At 55.7% G+C, this 19,031-nt stretch carries 5 protein-coding genes and 1 pseudogene; 2 read left to right on the forward strand and 4 right to left on the reverse strand.

Translation table 11 applies throughout. The features are described 5' to 3' along the window. Window positions 1–1,413 carry a nitrilase-related carbon-nitrogen hydrolase gene (locus BLU05_RS16420; protein WP_091882013.1) on the reverse strand — a complete coding sequence of 471 codons (1,413 nt, stop codon included), beginning with the start codon at window positions 1,411–1,413 and terminating at the stop codon, window positions 1–3. Next, a complete protein-coding gene (locus tag BLU05_RS16425) occupies window positions 1,410–2,006 on the reverse strand; it encodes a TetR/AcrR family transcriptional regulator (RefSeq protein WP_091882016.1) in 597 nt (198 codons plus the stop codon). Before BLU05_RS16425 ends, BLU05_RS16420 begins: the two co-directional genes overlap by 4 nt. Window positions 2,007–2,533: 527 nt before the next feature. Between BLU05_RS16425 and BLU05_RS16430 the strand changes: the two are divergent. Next, window positions 2,534–2,982 (forward strand): annotated as a pseudogene (locus BLU05_RS16430) (DDE-type integrase/transposase/recombinase); the annotation flags it as partial. Between the two features lie 91 nt (window positions 2,983–3,073). Continuing rightward, window positions 3,074–3,352: a helix-turn-helix domain-containing protein gene (locus BLU05_RS16435; protein ID WP_348271764.1), complete on the forward strand. Its 279-nt coding sequence runs from the start codon at window positions 3,074–3,076 to the stop codon at window positions 3,350–3,352. Between the two features lie 739 nt (window positions 3,353–4,091). On the opposite strand, the gene BLU05_RS16440 is transcribed toward BLU05_RS16435, so the two are convergent. Both BLU05_RS16440 and BLU05_RS16445 read right to left on the reverse strand, forming a co-directional pair. Continuing rightward, window positions 4,092–7,949, reverse strand: coding sequence for an outer membrane protein transport protein (locus tag BLU05_RS16440; RefSeq protein ID WP_244518386.1), 3,858 nt, complete (start codon window positions 7,947–7,949; stop codon window positions 4,092–4,094). Then, the gene (locus tag BLU05_RS16445; protein ID WP_139210477.1) at window positions 7,946–18,685 is read right to left on the reverse strand and encodes a beta strand repeat-containing protein; all 10,740 of its coding nucleotides are present in this window, start codon (window positions 18,683–18,685) and stop codon (window positions 7,946–7,948) included. The genes BLU05_RS16440 and BLU05_RS16445 overlap by 4 nt, the downstream gene beginning before the upstream one ends. Window positions 18,686–19,031: the final 346 nt, after the last annotated feature.

Raw genomic sequence — 19,031 nt, forward strand, 5'->3', positions numbered from 1 at the left:
TCAATCCAAATTCTTTCGCGTTAATCCAAATCCACGGATGATCAAAAGCACACTGCCGACAACCGTAAGCCAGCCAAAGACATCACCGAACAGCACATAGAGCGTTGGACCGTCCCGTAATCCAACGTTAGCAGACAAGATCACAGCAGAATCTTTGGTTGTGGCTTTCTCTGCTATTATCTGGCCATATGCATTACTGACAGTGAGCATGCCATTGGCTGCCGCGCGTACGACCGCAAAGCCATTTTCCACACCGCGCACGACTGCCATGCGGGCGTGCAATCGTGCATCGGCGCTGAAATCCCATGCCGGAACCAGCATCAATTGAACGCCGCGCCGGCCATAATCCCGAATAGCCGGGGCAAAATCCATGTCCTTGCAGATTGCGATACCGGTGCTCCCGATGATGAGGTTCTCCGTTCCAGATATGAACTCGCTCTCAAGACCTGGTATGAGCCTGCGCTTGAGATAGCGCTGGTTTTGCTGCATTGGATGATAGAACTCAGCGGTATTGGCATGAGATTCATCTCCCAGGGTCTCATTGAAACCTGCGACGATGGAGATACCATGTCGTTCTGCCGCGTTCCGTATCAGAGTGCCTGTGTCACTCCAGCCAGGTTTGCGGATCAGGCTTTTCTCGGGAAGGACGATAATGTCGGGGCGCGTACCGGCGAGGGTATCGATCAGGTCCGCATAGGCCTTCGCGTTCCGTTGGGCCGTTGGTTCGTCTTTGACGTCGTCATCCTGCAATGCGTCAATAGCTATTAAAGAGACAGCCACTTGCCGGTCAAAGCCCTGTTCCATCCGGATCGCGCCACATATCAAGATGACAATCAACGGTGACCCAACAAAGAATGCCGTATGTCTGCGGGAACGCGGAGAGATAATGAATAGGGTCCCGGCTATTGGCACAAGCGAGCCGATGAAGGTTAGGGCGGCAACACCCCCGATGCTGGCAACCTGTACGAGGATAGGAAGATCAATCAAGGCATAACCGAGCGATCCGAAGCTGCCGTGAGGCGAGATAAGATTGAACAGGAACTCGCTTGCCGTAGAGAATACCGGATAAGCCAACAGAGCCATCCACAGCGAAGCGGAGCGGTAGAGCCAGCGTGTCAGCAGCACAGTGCCCATAAACCAAAGCGGCAGGAAGATTATCCAAAGAATGAGCACAGCCGGTGGAATCACAGCAATATAAGCTAGGATCAATCCAAGCCGACCAAGTGTGCCCGCCAAAAAGGACAAGGCAGCGATCCACACGACACGCTCTGCCGTCAAAGCGTAAGCTAGCCATGGAATGGGCGCTATCAGCACAAGAGGGCCAAACGATCCCGTATCGCGCGAAGCCCAAAACAGCAATCCTGTTGTCGTGGCTGCGACAATGCCAAGATATGGATGGTCTTTTCTGATCATGATGAGCTTGCCGGCGTTCCCTCGCCCGCCGTCGCATCGTTGAGGATGCGATCAACGGACCGGTTTGTAAGAGCCAAAAAGGCAGGGCGTTCCATGGCAAAACGCCCCGAACGGTGCAACAAAGCGAGCCCATGCAATTCTGCCCAATAGAAGAGTGCAAACTCCAGGGGGTTACCTGCCCTCAATCTGCTTTCGGCCTGCGCAATTGCGATGCGCTCCGTGACCATTGTGATAACCGGCGATAGCCCTGCTTCAAAGTCCTTGGGGTAGAGCCTTTCCACGCGGGTCCGTATGACAAAGCAGGCATCGAAGTGGGCTGGCTCGTCGAGCGCAAACTCGATGTAGGCCTGTCCCACTCTTCGCAGCCAATCCAGCGCCCCTTGCTCCTTGAGAGCTTCGACACGTCGCAACCATGTTGCGAAGGCGGCTTCGCCTGCTGCGAAAAGAAGTTCTTCCCGGTTGCTAAAATAGCGATAGATGGCCATCGGCGTGATGCCGACGGCAACCGCGACGGCGCGTAAACTAAACCCCTGCGCACCGACGCGGACCAGTTCATTCAGTGCACTGTCAAGGATGCGTTGCTTTGGACTCATCGACGCTCTCTCGGTTATAAGTATACACCGTATACAAAGAGGTCACAGATATTCAATAGGGATGTGTTGTGAAATTTGGCCAACTGCCGGTGGCATGCAGATAAGACCTACGAAAGATTCGTAAATGACGGTTGCCCATTTATCATGCCATCCGCAGGCGGGGTGACACAGTCGAATTCTGATCCAGCCGAAACGACCATTTGAAAAAAGTATAGGATACACGTTTCGAATATTGAAACGGTATCAATGCCCAAACAAATCTGGTCACCTTCGGTTCGTGGGTTTGGTTACCGTTGCTTCGTTTGCTGCATGCCCGACGCACTGTGCGATGATTATAAAGAGTGCTTACAACATCGTTAGTCATGACGAAACGGTCAATTTGACTCGTCAAAGGCAGCATCACTGCGCAGCCTTTTTCGAAACAATAAACCCTTACACAGTGGACCGAATAAACTCCCTTGGATGTCGTAAATGAACCGCCCCGGGTTTGCCGGAGGCTCCAACTTCTGAGAAAGTGGAGCTATCATGTCATCGACGTCTTCGCTCGTTGCATCGTTGGCTGGCGGGCAAGCCGGACGGCACACACAAGCTTCGTCCTCGATGCCCTGGACCAGGCGCTTCATGATCGGCGGCCCTTCATGATGGCGGCCTCGTTCATCACTCGGACAGGGGCGTTCAATACGTGTCCATTCGGTATTCCGAGCGGTTGGCAGAAGCTGGCATCGAGCCATCTGTCGGAAGCGTCGGCGACAACTACGACAATGCCCTCGCAGAAACGATCAACGGTCTCTACAAGGCCGAGGTCATACATCGGCGAGGACCTTGGAAGAGCTTCGAGACGGTAGAATTCACCACCCTGGAATGGGTCGACTGGTTTAACCACCGACGACTTCTGGAGCCCATCGGGAATATACCGCCAGCCGAAGCTGAAGAGCGGTATTACGCCGTGCTGGACGAAGCAGCCATGGCCACGTAACTTAAACGAAATGGCCTCCGGCAAACCCGGGGCGGTTCAAATTGATCACCGGGGAATGCGCGACCCGATGCTTGCCAGAGTGCGGGGTGCGATGCATTCAGATGTTCGCGGGAACCGGATTGTCGCGGGTCTCGCGCAAATCGCTGGCATGTCGCGCTCAGCATTTGCAGCCCGTTTCGGATCGGTACTTGGATGTGGAGCAATCGAGCATCTTGCCCGGTGGCGTATGGTTTTGACGAAGGATTCGCTTTTACAAGGCGCAAAGATCCCAGACAGAATTGCAGACGATATCGGGTACGAGTCAGCCAGTGCATTCAGCACGGCATTTCGCAAGCGAGGTGGGAGGATGGGTTGGTTCTACGGAGCATGACCCTTTATAGTTGTCATCGACGATGGGGCGTAGCTGTTCATCGAAGTTGGTCTCCTTCAACGGAGGATTTCGAAGCTACTACAGATTTTTGAGCAATTCATGGAGCAGGCGTTCCACCGTGGAATGCTTGCCCTGGCGTTGGCTCCAACATGCGGGCGCCCAAAAGTAAGAACTGATTGTTTTAATCCAGGTTTACGATTTGGCCACGGCGACAGCTCCGAGGATACTCAACCTTCGGCGGCATATTCATTGTCCATTGTTATTAATATGGCGTGGCAAAATCGTTCATTGCGATTGCGGCGGCGAGATCGTCGTTAAGATCGTTGAACCGAAAGCCACTCAATCATATCGGCATGTAAACGAAGATTGTTGGCTTATTATAGTGTTCCTCATATAATCAATGAGATGCTCTCCCCTATTTGGAGCCGAATTGGTAGGCGAGAACCAATATTACTAAACCGTGCATCCCCTGCCTTATCCCGGTATCTTCTCGCCCGGCCGATATTGCATCATTGTAAAGTTGGATGAGAGTGATTGAAGGAATAACGGCCAAAAACCTTTCGTACATTGCGTATTCCAGCTCAATGCGTCGATCAGGATGTCCGTTAGCCAGTCACGGCGCTGCAACAGATATGATATCTCTCCCATCGAATACACATCGTCGCAAGGATGATTCACCTTATCGATGATCCGGCTACGGCTTGATTTAAGGCACTTGGTTTTCCGCATTGCATATTCCCTAGAACTTTCCGATGACATTAAGGAAGACGCCCTGATCGTTGAGGGTCAGGTCTCTGAGGTCATCGGAGAAGTTGCCGAAGTTATAGCCGACGCCAACCTTGAAGTTCTCGCCGACATGGCGGTAGAGGGCAACGAGGGCGCCGAAGTCGGTAGTCTGAGCTTCAGGCATGTACATGACCCGCCCTTCCAGAAGGCCATCCCAGTTCTTGACGATGTGCAGATCGGTACGGATGATGCCAAGATGCGCCGATGAGGTCTGCCAGTCGTCGTACTTCTCGCGGTCACCTTCGAGCAGCCGCTGGCGCACCTCGCCGTAGCGGAAGCCGTATTTGCCGCCGACGGACAGCCACGGGAAGAGATCATAGTTAAAATCCGCCGACAGGATATGGCTGCGCTGCGAGGGGCCATATTCATCACCGGTTACGGCACTGACCTGGTTCTGACCGGGCGAGTCGTAAAGCCAGGTATATTTGAACAGGGCGTTCAGCCGGTCATTCTCGACAGGCCGGTAGGCGTAACCGAGTGAAGCCTCGACATAATTGCCATCGCGGAACGAGCCCTCGGAGTTTGAATCCGATAGCACCGCATCGACATTGAACAGGATGCGCCAATTGTCGTTGGTTTTCCAGTTCACACCTGTAGCAAACAGATAGGTATTGCGGTCGCGGGTGTTGTCGTCTGAATCCTCAAAGCGTGCTTCACCACGAATGCGCGCGGTGATCTTGTCATTGTCCTTGTAGCCAATGGACAGGGAGACAGCCTTGCGGTCGAAGTCGGAGCGATCAAGTCCGGTGTCAGGATCAACAGTATCATCTTCGATGGTTCCAGCTTCAAAGCCGCCATCGATTGTCCATTGCTTGTCCGGTGTATAGACCACGCCATAGGACTTGGTCAGCGAATCCCGCCGGCCAAAAAGGTCGTAATTGTTCTCCGCATAGGCAGACCAGTATTCATCGAACTTGCGCCGTGCGCCGATGACGATGGAACCCTTGTCGACGCCGGACAGATCATAGGAGCGTTCCAGATCATAGGCACGGTCGGGATCAAGCCGGTAACCGATATAGTAGCTGTCATCGGCTGTCGGGTTATAGACAATGCCTGCCAGCCCACCCAGACCATTGGTGCCGTAGGAGACCTCGCCTTCCAGATCGATCTTGTCGGTCAGCTTGTACTTTGACCCGACGCCGATGCGATCACCGCGATCGATGTCGCCGGAGTGCGACAGCGTCCCCTGACCAAAGGCATAATAGGTGTGATCGGCATCGGGCGCATATTCCACACGCACGCCCGCATCAAGACGCGATCCATTATAGCCCGATTTGCGTACCGACGAGGCCCGCGGGTTTGACAGATCCGTATAGGTGACACCGAAGGCGACCTTCCAGTATTCATCCAGCTGCTGCGTAATGGCGGCGCTGCCCTTGCGTTTGGTGCGCCCGCCAAGCTCCCTGCCATCAAATTCGCTGCGGGCATTGGATTCGGTAAAGTCATCATAGGCAAGGTTGAACTTGGTATTCTTGGTAATCTCCACATCCGCATGCGCGCCCCAGATGCGCTGATCAACCGATATCTGGTCGGAAAGCGTGGAGAACCCGGCCTGCTTCTGCTCGTAGTAAGCACCGACAGTTCCCTTGACCCCGCTCTTGGTCAAATCTTCAAGATCGACCTGACCCTTGGCCCGCCAGGCCATGGCCGCCCGATCACGGGTGCCTGTGGTGTCGACATCGCTGAGCGTCAGACCGCCATCGGTCGAACGCGATGAGCCGAATCCCGGACCTTTGGAGTGCGAGACCTCTGCCTCAAGAAACGTCTTTTCCGAATGCCGTATCTGGATATCGGCGCCATAAGCCTGCTGGTTGGCGAGCCCGGTATTCTCGTTCATGCCGGTTACGCCGATGCGCACCTTGTCATCGAACCATTTTTGCGCGCGTCCGCCATAGACATAGCCATCAAGATCACCCGCCACCGGCGTGAACTCATATTGCGAGATCAGGTAGACCTTGTTGCCGCCAAGTGCGCCCTCGCGCACCGGACCTGTTGTTCCCGTCGACGAGGACAATGGGCGCTTCAAGATCACCACGCCCTGCAGATAGTCGAATGAATAGTCTTCGCCATAGCGCAGCGTGCGTCGCTCGATCACCTGATTGGTGGTGGAATCGCGGATCTCCACGGTCACCGTTTCCGAACCGACCGTAATGTCCTGACGGCGCATGAAGTAGGCGGAACCGCCGGTTCCCAGAAACTCGTCGCGCTGCGGCAGCGTATCAGGCTGGGCGGCATAGAGCGTGACCTCTGTCTCGCGCTCGCCAAACGGTGTGGTCGCCTCCGAGCGGTAGACGCCGCTTGCACCATAAAGCGCGCGCTCGGAGCGCATGAACTCCGTGCCCTTGATGATCGCCTTGTAATTGCCCCACATCACATGGCTGTCGCCGCGATCAAGCCGGACAAAGAACTTGCCATTGGTCGGTGCATCGTCGATCACGGTCGAGTCATCGCCATAGATCGGATAGAACTGATTGGGATCGATCCGGCGCAACAATTGCCGTGGGTCCTTTGAATCAAGCCCGCGGAACATGTTCTCCAGCTTGTCCTCACCGGTATCGCCAGCGGCCGTCAAAAGATACTTTCCCTTGATCTTGCCTTTCACATAAAAGGCCAGCCGACCCTTGGTATAGACACTGTCATATTCGCCCTCGCGCACCGTTTCGATGTTCTTGTCACCAAAACGCTTGCCGACGGTAAGGTCCGCAATGGCCACGTAGAACCAGTCATTCTTCGGGATGTTGATCTGCCGCTTGAAGTCAAGCGCGCTGCCCTTCAAGGAGCCGAGAACTGCCACATCCACATCATGATCGCCGGGCGGCAGAATGCGCTGCATGACAAAGGCATGATCAGGATCAGTCGGGATCGTGTCGCCCAATGCCCGCACCCGGTAGCCCTCAGGCACATTGCGCCCATAGACGGTGACAGCACCGCCATAGACCTGAATGTTGCGTAAGGCCGTATTGTCATCGCCCATGCCAGGCGCAACCGCGTCCGTTACCTTGCCCTGATTTTCAGGAGGCAGTTCCCGGTCCGTGCGGGCCAGCGACAGCGGCGTCGTCTCGTCATAGCGCGCCTTGTCGTCATAGACGCGCAGGACATATTTGAACCGTGTCTCATCGTTCTTTGTCGGCGGCATCACCCAGCCCGCCTCGCCATTGACCGCAACCGGAATGACCGCCACAGGCGTTTCGGTCACCGAATCCTTTGCTTCAAAAATGCGGATTTCCGAACGCGTGATGAAAGCAGGATAATTTGACGTCGCAAGAAAGCGGACCGGTTCTCCCACACGGTAGGAGCGCCGCACCGGTGTTGTCGACACATTCAGCAGCGGCTTTGTATCAAGGCCGTCGAACTTGACCTGAATGTCGACGGCACTCAAGCCGACATCGGCCTTGCGTTGAAGATCGGGGGCTTTTTGCGCAACCGCCGGCGTTGATTTTACCGCCTCGGTGGCTGGCTTTGCCGGCTTTTTGCTTTCCACAACAGGCTCGCCGTCGACGCTGATCGAAAAGGGAATGTTTCCGGCATCACCGGGCTTTTCCTGTTCGACATTGGGCGCAATACGCGCGCCTTTGACGGCTGTGCTGTTATCAAGAACCTGCCCCCGCAGCGCACTGGTGCAAGCTGTATCCAGACATTCCGGCTTGGGCGTCTGTTCCTGCGCAACGGCTGGGCCAAAACCTGTGCCGATGAATGCACAACCGGCAAGTAACAAGCGGTAGCGCAGCTTTGACGACAGGCCACTGTTCTTATGGTCGCCATTCTTATGGCCAGTATTCTTATAGGGTGAGTTGGCGCGGATCGTTCTCATTTGCCTGCCTCCACGCGTGTCTCAATGTTCAGTTCGTACTCACCTCCGGCCGATTTCCATCGTTTGGCTATTTCCTCCTGAATGGCATCCATGCGTTCTTGGGTAAGCGGCGTGGCAGAACCGGCGACATAGCTGATGCGCAGCGTTGACGGCTTCTCCTTCAACACCATGATCAATTGGTCGATGCCCTTGTCCCACTGCTCTTTCAGTGTGTTGCCGCCAGCCTCAAAGGCTTCGTCCTTCAGATCAAGCCGCACCACACGTCCCAGCGAAGCACCAAAGTTCAATGAGGACATCTTGCCCGCCGTCAACCGGATCACCCGCGGGTTCTCCGTCGTCAGCCGGTATCCCGTCGGCAATGTGCGTGGGTCAAGCTTCATGATGAAGTTCGAACCGATACGGCTGTCGGGAAGATCGGCACAGGCCACATGGAAGCGCCCGAACTTGTCCGTGGTGATCAACAGACCACGCACCGTGACAACCCGCACGCCCGGCAGCCCCGGCTCACCCTGATCCTGATAGCCATTGCTGTTCAGATCATCAAAAACCTTGCCGACGATATCACCGCAATCGAACACCGGCTCGACCACGATCTCCACCGCGGCACTTGCATCCGGCGCAAGCCTATTGCCGCCCGGACCCGTCACCTGCGCCCGGTTGACATGTTTGCCCGGACCTGCGGAGCTCAACGCGAGCATCTGCAGCCGGATCACAACTTCAGCCTTCGGCCCAAGCGCAATATTCTCGAACAGCACACTCAACCCGTTGATCACAGGCGTCGCCGCAACCCCGTTGATCGTCGCCGAACCATCCACATAGCGGAACCCTGACGGCATCCGGTCAATCACATTGACCCCGCCAACATTGCTGTTCGTCTTGTTCGTCACCTTGATGGTGAACGGTGCCTTCTCACCGCGCCTGATCTGACGCAACCCTGCCTGCTTCGTGATCGTCACGTCGGAAGGTTGCGCCGCAGGCAGATCCAGAACCGCTTTTGCCTCCGCAGCATCCACGGCAGTCCCGCCGGTAGCCCCGCCCCGGTAATAACCGCGCGCCGTCGCCTTGTTGAGAACACCATCCTTGACACCAGCTGCGTCATCCACATCCGACTGCGCCAGCTTGTAGGTCGCCGTGAATGTATGTGTCTGACCCGGTGCAATGGCTGTAGGTCCCGGCGAGAATGCGCTGAGCTTACCTGCTGCAGGCTTCCCGTTGAACGTCGGACCCGCATCGACAGGCGCAATGTCATTGACAACCACATTGCCCGTATTCTTCACCACGAAGCTGTAGGTGATCGTATCATCGGCATCGACAAACCCGTTGCCGTTCACATCCGTGATCTTCCCTGCCTTCGTAACCTCAATCTTCGGATCCTGCTGGATCGGCGTCGTTGTCGCACTTGGCGCACTGGCAACAGGCGTTCCCCCGCTTGACGGTGTGCCCGATGCGGTCGCAGAATTGACGACTTGTCCAGCATCGAGATCCGCCTGAACAAGCGTATAGCGGGCGGTAATCGTTGTGCTGTCCGCCTGACCTGGCGTGAGCAGCGCGATCGGTCCACCGGAAAGAACCACATTCGGCAAGGCGTCCGCTACGGTGACATTCGTCAGGTCCACATTGCCTGTATTGGTAATTGTGAATGTATAGTTGATCGTCGAGCCAACGGTGTTGCCCGATGGCTGTCCGGCGGTCTTGACAACAGTCAACGCGGCAATCGGCGTAACAGGCGTCGTTACCTGACTGGGCGGGCTGGTAACGGTATTGCCGCCAGTTGCCGGCGTGCCGGATACTGTCGCGGTGTTGACAACTTTTCCGGTATTCAGATCGGCCTGGGTCAATGTATAGCGTGCCTTGAACGTCGCCGTATCCTGCGCACCGGGCGCAAGATCAATAGGTCCGCCCGTCAGCACAACGCCGGGAAGACTATCAGCCAGCGCAATGCCCTTTATGGTAACATTGCCGGTATTCTTTACGGTGAACGTATAGTCAATCGTCGAGCCGACTGTATTACCCGATGGTGTTCCCGCCTTCTTTTCGACGCTCAGCCCGGGGCTCAACGTCGCCTTGACGGTTACCGTTGCAACCGGCGACGTCGTCGTCCCGTCTGTAGCCTTTGCGTTGTTAGTCACAGAGCCGACATCCAGATCGGTTTGCACGATTGTATATGTACCCGTGCAGGTCAGCGTTGCCTTTGGTGCAAGCCCACCCGCTGGCAGCGCCGGGCAGGACACTGCCGCAATCTTGTCGTCCATCACGGCAAGGGCTTGCGTGATCGTTACGTTGCCGCTGTTGGTCACGACGTAATCATATGTGACCTTGCCACCCACTGCGGTGTACGGATCACCAGAGGTTGCTTTCTTGACCAAACTGAGGGATGGCGTTGCCTTGATCAAGGCGGTTGCCGTGCCTGACCCGGACACAGCCGCACCTGTTGGCGGGTTGCCGGTGACGGTCGCTGTGTTTACGACTTTACCCGCGTCGATATCCGCTTGCTTGAGTTTGTATTGCGCCGTGAAGGTTGTCGTATCTTCGGCATTTGGCACTAGCTCCTTGATCGGGCCGCCGGTCAATACAATGCCGGTAAGCGGGTCGGCGAGCGTGATATTCTTGAGGGTTACGTTACCGGTGTTCTTTACCGTGAAGGTATAATCTACCGTTGCATCTACCGTATTGCCCGAAGGCACACCTGCCGTCTTGACAAGCGTGATTGCAGGCGCTGCGGTAATGTTTGTGATCACCTGACCATTGGCAGTGACCGGTTTGTTATCACGAGTGAGGCCGTTTGCGATAACTTTGTTGGTGACAGAGCCGTTGTCGATGTCCGCCTGTGTCAGCTTATAGACAGCCGTGAAGGTTGTTGTATCGACACTAGCCGGATTGAGCGTGGCAATCGATCCACCGGTCAATACAACACCGGCCATCTGATCAGCGAGCGTAATGTTGCTCAATGTCACATTGCCGGTATTCGTGATCTTGAAGGTATAAGCAATCGTCGAACCTACAGTGTTGCCCGACGGTGCGCCAGCTGTCTTCTCGACAGTCATGGCAGGTGCCGACGTTATTGGTGTCGATACCGTCGCGCTTTCGCCCGTCACCGCCGGGCTGTTGTCAGGCTTGCCTGATACGGTAGCCTTGTTGTCAACCTTGCCAGCATCGAGGTCGGGCTGTATCAGCTTATAGACAGCCGTGAAGGTTGTTGCGTCTTCTTTGCCCGGGTCAAGATCAATCGGACCACCGGTCAGCACAATGCCAGGCAGTATATCGGTCAGTGTTATGCCTCTCAGCGTTACATTGCCTGTATTCTTGACTGTAAATGTGTAGTCAATAGTGGACCCAACCGCATTTCCGGAAGGCGTTCCTGCCTTCTTTTCTAGCGTAATAGCGGCCGCAGCGGGAATGACCGTCGATACACCACTTGTGCCCTTGACATCGGGGCCTGTTGGAGGCGTGCCCTTCACGTCGGCACTATTAACTACCCTACCTGTGTTCACATCGTCTTGCGTCAGCGTGTACGTCCCGGTACAGGTCGTCGATGTATTTGGTGCTAATTGTGTCGCGGCGCAAACCGGTGGCGAGAGCAGCTTGGTGTCGGTGATCGCAATGGCAGCCAGCGTTACATTGCCGGTATTCTTAACCGTAAATGTATAGGTGATTGTCGAGTCTTTCGTGTTGCCAGTGGGCGCCGATGCCTTTTTGTCGACGGTAATGCTCGCCGCCGATGTGATCGGTGATGTTACAGTGCCATCGCCCTTGACCACTGTGCCATTGGGAGCTGTGCCGGATCCGGTCACGGTGTTTACGACCGAGCCTTTGTCGACGTCTTCCTGCTTAAGTGTGTAGACAGCAGTGAACGTCGTTGTGTTCACGGTACCTGGTTCAAACGTGGCAATCGAACCGCCGGAGAGAACGACGTCAGCCAATTGATCCGAGAGCGCAACATCTTTCAGGGTCACATTGCCGGTGTTCTCGACCCGGAAAGTGTAGCTTATCGTCGAACCTACAGTGTTGCCTGATGGCGTGCCGGCAAACTTTTCAACTTTCAGGGACGGTGAAGCGGTGATGTTGACAGTTGCATCATCAGTCGCGGTGACTACAGAACCGGTCGGCGGAGTGCCGCTGACAGTGGCCTCGTTAACAACGGTACCAATGTTAACGTCATCCTGTGTCAGCGTATAAGTCCCTGTACAGGTTGTGCTTTTACCAGGGTCCAGCAATGTCAGGACGCAGACGGGTGCAGTGAGCAACTTGTTATCGCTGATCGCAATTGCGCTCAGTGTCACATTCCCGATATTCTCAACCGTGAATGTGTAAGGTACAGTCGAACCCTTCTTGTTCCCCGTAGGTGTACCAGCAACCTTCTGCAACGAGATCGCCGCCGCAGATTTTATGGGCGTTGAGGTCTGTGAGTCGTTACTGGTGATGGATGGCGAACCACGCGATGGCGTACCGGTTGCATTGGCAGTGTTGTTGACAAAGCCGGCATTCACATCACCCTGCGTGATCGTATAGGTACCCGTACACTGAGCCACTTCCTTCGGATCAAGCGCGGTCTTGTCACATGTGATCGTCGCAATCTTTGCATCGTGGACGACAATACCGGTGACCTTCACATTACCCGTATTCGTGACGGTAAATGTGTAGGGAAGCGTCGAACCTTGCGACTGACCTGACAGGGTTCCTGCATTCTTGACAATGGTCAGCGCGGCAGCAGCAGGAACAGTCGTGGTGAACTTATCAGGCGGGCTCGTGATAACTTTGTCGGTCGGCGTTCTACCCGACGCAGTTGCTGAATTGAGAATGGTTCCGTTCTCAATATCGTCCTGTTTCAGGGTATAGTCCGCGATAAAGGTTTTGGTTTCCCCCGGCTGCATCGTGTATGGGCCACCGCTGACATCAACATCGATCCTGTTATCGGCAACGTCGACGAGCGTAAGCGGTATATTGCCGGTGTTGGTCACCACAAAGGTGTAGTGGACAATCGATCCTGCAGTGTTTCCTGTCGGAGGCGTAGCCGACTTGACGATGACCAGTGCGCCCTCTTCAGGAATGGTCTTTTCTTTTGTTGAGGGCGGGCTGACGACGGATTTGCCACCTGCTGTTTGACCGGCCGCCGTTGCCGTGTTTGTCACCTTGCCAGCATTCACGTCGGCCTGGGTCAGGGTATGCGAGCCGGTACAGGTCGTCTGCGCACCGGGAGCAAGCGCCGTCACTGGGCACGTTGCGGCGGCATCCAATTTGCCGTCACTCACAGAGATATTTGTCAGCGGCAGATTGCCGTTATTCGTTACAACAAAAGTGTAATCGATCTTTGAACCGGCCCTGTTTTGCGCAGGCGTTCCGGCAACGACATCCTTGACAATAACAAGCGACGGCTTTTGCTCAATCGGCGTATCCGTGGAACTCTGCAAGCTTGGAACAGCAACTCCATTGCTATCGGTTCCCGACGCCGTCGCACTGTTGGTGACGTGCCCGCGGTCAATGTCTGCCTGGGTGATCGTATAGACACCGGTAACCGTCTTGGTTTCATTGACAGCAAGCGTGGCGATGGGATTACCGGTCAGGACAACGCCCGCAAGGGATTCCGTTACCGTCACATTTGTCAGCGGAAGATTGCCGGTATTCTGCAAGGTGAAAGTGTAAGGGATGGTCGACCCCACAACACTGCCGGTTGGTGTTCCATGGGTTTTAACCAGGCTGAGTTCTGGAGCCTGTCTGATGCTGACGACGGCGCTGTCATCGTCCTTAACAGTCGCGCTTCCGGATGTTCCAGTGGCCTGCGCCGTATTGACGACCTCACCCCTGTTCACATCCGCCTGGGTGATCGTGTAGGTAGCCGTGAATACATGCGTCGCGTTGGGCGCAAGCGAAACCGGCCCGCCAGGAACGGCGAGAAGCGGATCGGTAACATTGACAGCGGTCAATGGAAGATTGCCAGTGTTTTTAACGGTAAAGGTATAGACGATGGTCGAACCTGCACTGTTGCCCGATGGCGTACCGGCAGTCTTGACAAGGTTGATAGCTGGTGCCGCCGCGATAGGGGTAGTCGTCTGCGATGGATTGCTGACAACCGGCGATGTACCGCGCGAGGGTGTCCCGCTCGCTGTTGCTGTATTGTCAACCCTACCGGCGTTCACTTCCCCCTGCGTGATCAAATAAGTGCCTGTGCAGGTCGTCACAGCCTCCGGTGCGAGCGAGGTTGCATTGCAGGTGATATTTGTCAGCTTCGGATCATTGACGGCAATATTGGTGACCAGCACATTCCCCGTATTGGTAATCTGGAACGTGTAGACAATTGTTGAATTTTCCGTGTTCCCCGACGGCGCGCCTGCCCGCTTGACGAGGGAAAGGGCCGATGCCGCTGTGATGGGTGTGGACGTTGTTGATGGCGCACTGCTCAGCTCCGCTCCACCACCTTGCGGCGTGCCCTTTGCAGTCGCACTGTTGTTGACGACACCCGCCTCAATATCCGCCTGAACAAGCGTATAGGTAGCCGTGAACGTGGTCGTATCAACGGCGCCGGGCACAAAAGTCGCGATGGGACCACCTGCCAGAATAATGTTCGGCAGAAGATCGGTCACTTTGACATTCGTCAGGGTAACGTTGCCGGTATTCTCCACCCTGAAGGAATAAGTAATAGTGTCGCCAACCCGATTGCCCGTTACGGGGCTGGCTGTCTTGAGGATAGTCAGATTGGGCGTACGCGTGATTGGCGTTGCGGTTGTGTCCGGCGGGCTGGTTACGCCGGATCCAGTTGGCGATGTACCTGTTGCCGTGGCGCTGTTGTTTACCGTTCCGCCATTGACTTCATCCTGCGTAACCGTGTGGGTGCCGGTACAGGTGGTGTCGGCACCGGGGGCGAGCGTCGTGACAGGGCATACCGCCGCTGCATTCAGCTTTGGATCGTTGATCACGAGGCCGGTAAGGGTCACATTGCCTGTGTTGACGACCTTGAACGTATAGCTGATCGTTGCTCCCGCGCTGTTGCCCGTGGGAGTACCCGCCTGCTTGTCAACGGTCAGGGCGGGGGAACGCGTCAGCGGTGTATCGGTGGTTGATGGTCCACCGGTGATAACCGGACCCGATGGCGGCGTTCCGCTGACAATCGCGGAGTTCGTCACCCTGCCGGCATTCACCTCGGCCTGCGTGATGGTGTGGGTACCCGTACAGGTCGTATCTGCTCCGGGAGCCAGTGTCGTGGTCGTGCAGACCGCGGCTGCATCCAGCTTCACATCGGTGATGACAATTGCCGTCAATGTGATGTTACCGGTATTCTTCACCGTGAACGTATACGGAATGGTCTGACCGGCCGCATTACCAGTAGGAGTGCCCGCAACCTTGTTGATCGTGATGGACTTTGACTGCGTGATCGGCGTGGTCTTGGCTGATGGCGTGCTGGTTACAGGACCCGTTGGCGATGTACCGGTCGAGGTCGCACTGTTGACAACCTGTCCGGCATCGACGTCCGTCTGGGCTATCGTGTAGGTGCCTGTGCAGGTCGTGTTTGTGCCGGGCAGCAGTGTTGTCGTGGCGCAGACCGGGGCTGTGGTCAGCTTGGAATCATTCACGCCGATATTCACGAGCGTCGTATTGCCCGTGTTCTCAACGCGGAACGAATAGGTGATCGTCGAGCCGGGAATATTGCCGCTTGGCGCACCGGCCGACTTGTCGATTGTAATCGACGACGTGCGGGTTAGAGGGGTCGACGTTCCATCTGGGCTGCTGATCGTTCTGGGACCGGTCGGTGGCGCGCCATTGGCTGTTGCTATGTTGTCGGCGGTTCCCGCATTGACTTCATCCTGCGTGATCGTATGGGAGCCTGTGCAGGTTGTGTTGTCGCCGGGCTGCAATGTTGTTACCGGACATGTGGCCGGGCTGCTCAGCCGCGCATCATTGATGCCCACGGTTGTCAGTGTCACATTGCCGGTGTTCTTGACGACAAACGTATAGGCAATTGTTCCACCCACAGCATTGCTGGTTGGGGTGCCAGCGGACTTGTCGATCGTCAGTGCCGGTGCACTGGCAAGTGGTGTTGCGGTTGTGCTGGGCGAACTCGTGATGGCGCCACCGGTTGGCGGCGTACCGCTTGCGGTCGCGCTGTTGTTGGATGTCCCGGCATTGACCTCAGCCTGTGTAATCGTATGCGTGCCAGTACAGGTTGCACTTGCGTTTGGAGCAATGCTCGTTACATCGCACACCGCTGCAGCATTCAGCTTGGCATCGTTGATGACCACAGCCGTCAACGTAACATTGCCGGTGTTTCTGACCGTGAACGTGTAGGGTATCGTTGAACCCGCCGTAGCGGCCGTTGGCGTGCCCGCAACCTTGGTAACGCTCAGAGAGGCTGACCGCGTAAGAGGTGTAATGGCCGTCGAATTGGCACTGTTAACAGGATTGCCATCCGGTCCTTTGGTGGTTGCCTGCGCCGTATTGTTCGACGTTCCCGCATCAACTTCAGCCTGCGTGATCGTGTGCGTACCCGTACAGGTGGTCACAGCGTTGGGCGCAAGTGTCGTCTGGGCACAGGTCGCGGCCGCATCAAGCTTTGCATCGTTGATGACAAGATTGGTCAACGTAACGTTGCCGGTATTCCTGACGCTGAAGGAATAGCCAATCGTCGACCCGACCGAATTGCCGGACGGAGCGCCGGCCGTCTTGGTGACCGAAACAGAGCCCGTGCGTGTCAACGGTGTAGACGTCGGGCTTGGCGCACTGGTGATGGGGGTACCCGCAGGCGGCGTGCCGGTTGCCGTCGCACTGTTGTCGACCTTACCCGCATCAACTTCAAGCTGCGTGATCGTATGCGTTCCTGTGCAGATCGTACTCACATTCGGCGCAAGCTGCGTAACAGGACACGTTGGACCCGGCGCAGGGATTTTTGGATCCGTAACGACAATGGAACTCAACGTCACATTACCCGTGTTCCTCACGGTAAATGTGTACGCAATCGTCGACCCAGCCGTGCTGCCTGTCGGCGTCCCTGCCGCCTTGACGACCGTCAGAGCGCCAGCAGCAGCAATAGGGGTGCTCGTCCCACTAGGCGGCGTCGTGATCGGCGTAGCACCACCAGGCGGCGTTCCTGTCGCAGTCGCACTGTTGATGACAACCCCAGCATCCACCTCCGCTTGTGTGATTGTGTGTGTACCGGTGCAAACCGCAGTCGCGCCGGGAGCCACTGTGCTCGGACATGTAGCAGGAGCATTCAACTTCGGGTCTGTGATCGAGAGGGGTGACAGCGCTACATCACCGGTATTGGTAATGGTGAAGCTATACTGGATTGTCGATCCGGCGGTTGTCCCCGACGGAGTTCCGGCGCTTTTTACCATCGTCATCGATGGTCGCTTTGGCGTATTGGTGAAGGTACAGGTAATATCGTCGCCAGCCGTCGGGGTTACCGAGAAGCTTGTTCCCCCCCCCGATGGCAATGTGGTGGTTGCACCAGTTTTGGCGTTTGCACAGGCTATCACGCCACCGTAAAGCGCGATTGGGCTGGAACTGCCGCTGGCCATAGCTTCCGACAGGGTATAGGAGGTGCCGACGGTGATATTGGAAAGCTGCGCCTGGCCGTTCGCCGCTGCACCGGCTCCCGTAGTTGTCGCGCTAATCGGGCCGTTGGCGCCAGCGATCGTCAAGGCAAACTGGTCAGTTGCCGCGACGCGTGTGCCGGTCAGTGCTTTCTTGACAGTAATGCGGACATCGTCATCAAGGATCGTATAGGTCGAGGTACCATTGGCAGCTGCACCACAGGTTGTCGCGCTGGCGATGGTGTACGACCCCGGATTGGCCGTCATGGTAAACTGAATGGTCTTGTTCGCCTCAATGACCGTATCGTTTACGATCGAAACACCGGTCGCAATGCTCTGCGTTCCGTCATAGTCACCGGCGGGAATGGTGACATTAAACGTGTTCGTACCGTTTGGTGTTGTATAATCTGTACCGAGCGTGGCTGTGCCGCTCAGTGCTACCTGTACAGTTATTGCCGAGGTCAGCGTCCCTGCGATGCGGAAGGCTGGCAAATTTGCAGTCGCAATGCTTTCAGCACCTGACGCACTGCCGGGCTGGAACTCCACGTAAGGCGACAAGGTGATCTGAATGTTATCAAGGAAGTTACCGACACTACCCGCGTTACCAGACGCAAAGCCAAGCGTCTGGACACCGGAGTTTCCGTTATAGGTGTAGGTGCCACTGCGATTGAACCAGGAAGAAGCATTCGCCACGGAGGTGAAAATTACACTCGTGTTTGGAGCATTCAGTTCAGGCGTGGGAGCAATGTTGAATATTGCTGTTTCTGTGCCACTCGTTGCCCGACGGCGGTGCGAAAACTGCCAACTGAACTGTTCGCCCTTGACGAGGCAGATGTTCTGGTAAAGACGCGATTGCACGTTCGCGTTCAATTCAACGAACTGCGATCCCTGTGCAGCAGGAACACCCTGAAAGCCAGTCGTCCACATTTCGATAAGCGGGCCACTCGTCGTGTTGGGCTGAAGAGTACAACCACTGCTCGTCGCGGCGGTGGGGTGCGACGTACTCCAGCCTGGAACCTGACTATCCGACAGAAATGCAAGACAGTTTGTGCTGCCGAGATTTGGGCTCTCAAAACCCTGATTGACGAAACTGCGCTGAACCTGCGCGAAGGCAATGCCCGGCAATGCAGTACTGAAGAGGGCTAATATGAGGACAAAGAGAAGTGAGAGAGGCGAATGGAATTTCCTGATGATGTTTGCGCCACTGTGTCTCAATTAGCCCACCCCATTCAATTTTAAATTGAACATCTTATTATGCTCAACCTTGGGTAGTTTAACCGGATACAGCGTTCAAGGCGCTGGAAAGCGCAACAGAACGCAAAAACGAAAAACCCCCAGCCCCACACTGCGCAATCATCAGATCGCACTCTTCTTGTATGCACCCCAATAAGTTGGGGTCAACACACAAATCGGGCTTTTCCGGCCGCATACGGAAGCTGAAAATTAGTGTTCACTCATAATTTGGAGCTATTCACCTGGACATCATTCGGAGTACACCAAATCCCTGTCTGTTATCTTGCCGTATGCTTCTGAAGATAATTCAATTAAATCAATTATTTGG

Source organism: Phyllobacterium sp. OV277, assembly GCF_900104355.1.
Classification (GTDB): Bacteria; Pseudomonadota; Alphaproteobacteria; order Rhizobiales; family Rhizobiaceae; genus Phyllobacterium.

Excerpts from the sequence above, each read along its gene's own strand:
- BLU05_RS16420 (WP_091882013.1), bottom strand. The coding sequence starts at position 1,413 with ATGATCAGAAAAGACCATCCATATCTTGGCATTGTCGCAGCCACGACA.
- BLU05_RS16425 (WP_091882016.1), bottom strand. The coding sequence starts at position 2,006 with ATGAGTCCAAAGCAACGCATCCTTGACAGTGCACTGAATGAACTGGTC.
- BLU05_RS16435 (WP_348271764.1), top strand. The coding sequence starts at position 3,074 with ATGCATTCAGATGTTCGCGGGAACCGGATTGTCGCGGGTCTCGCGCAA.
- BLU05_RS16440 (WP_244518386.1), bottom strand. The coding sequence starts at position 7,949 with ATGAGAACGATCCGCGCCAACTCACCCTATAAGAATACTGGCCATAAG.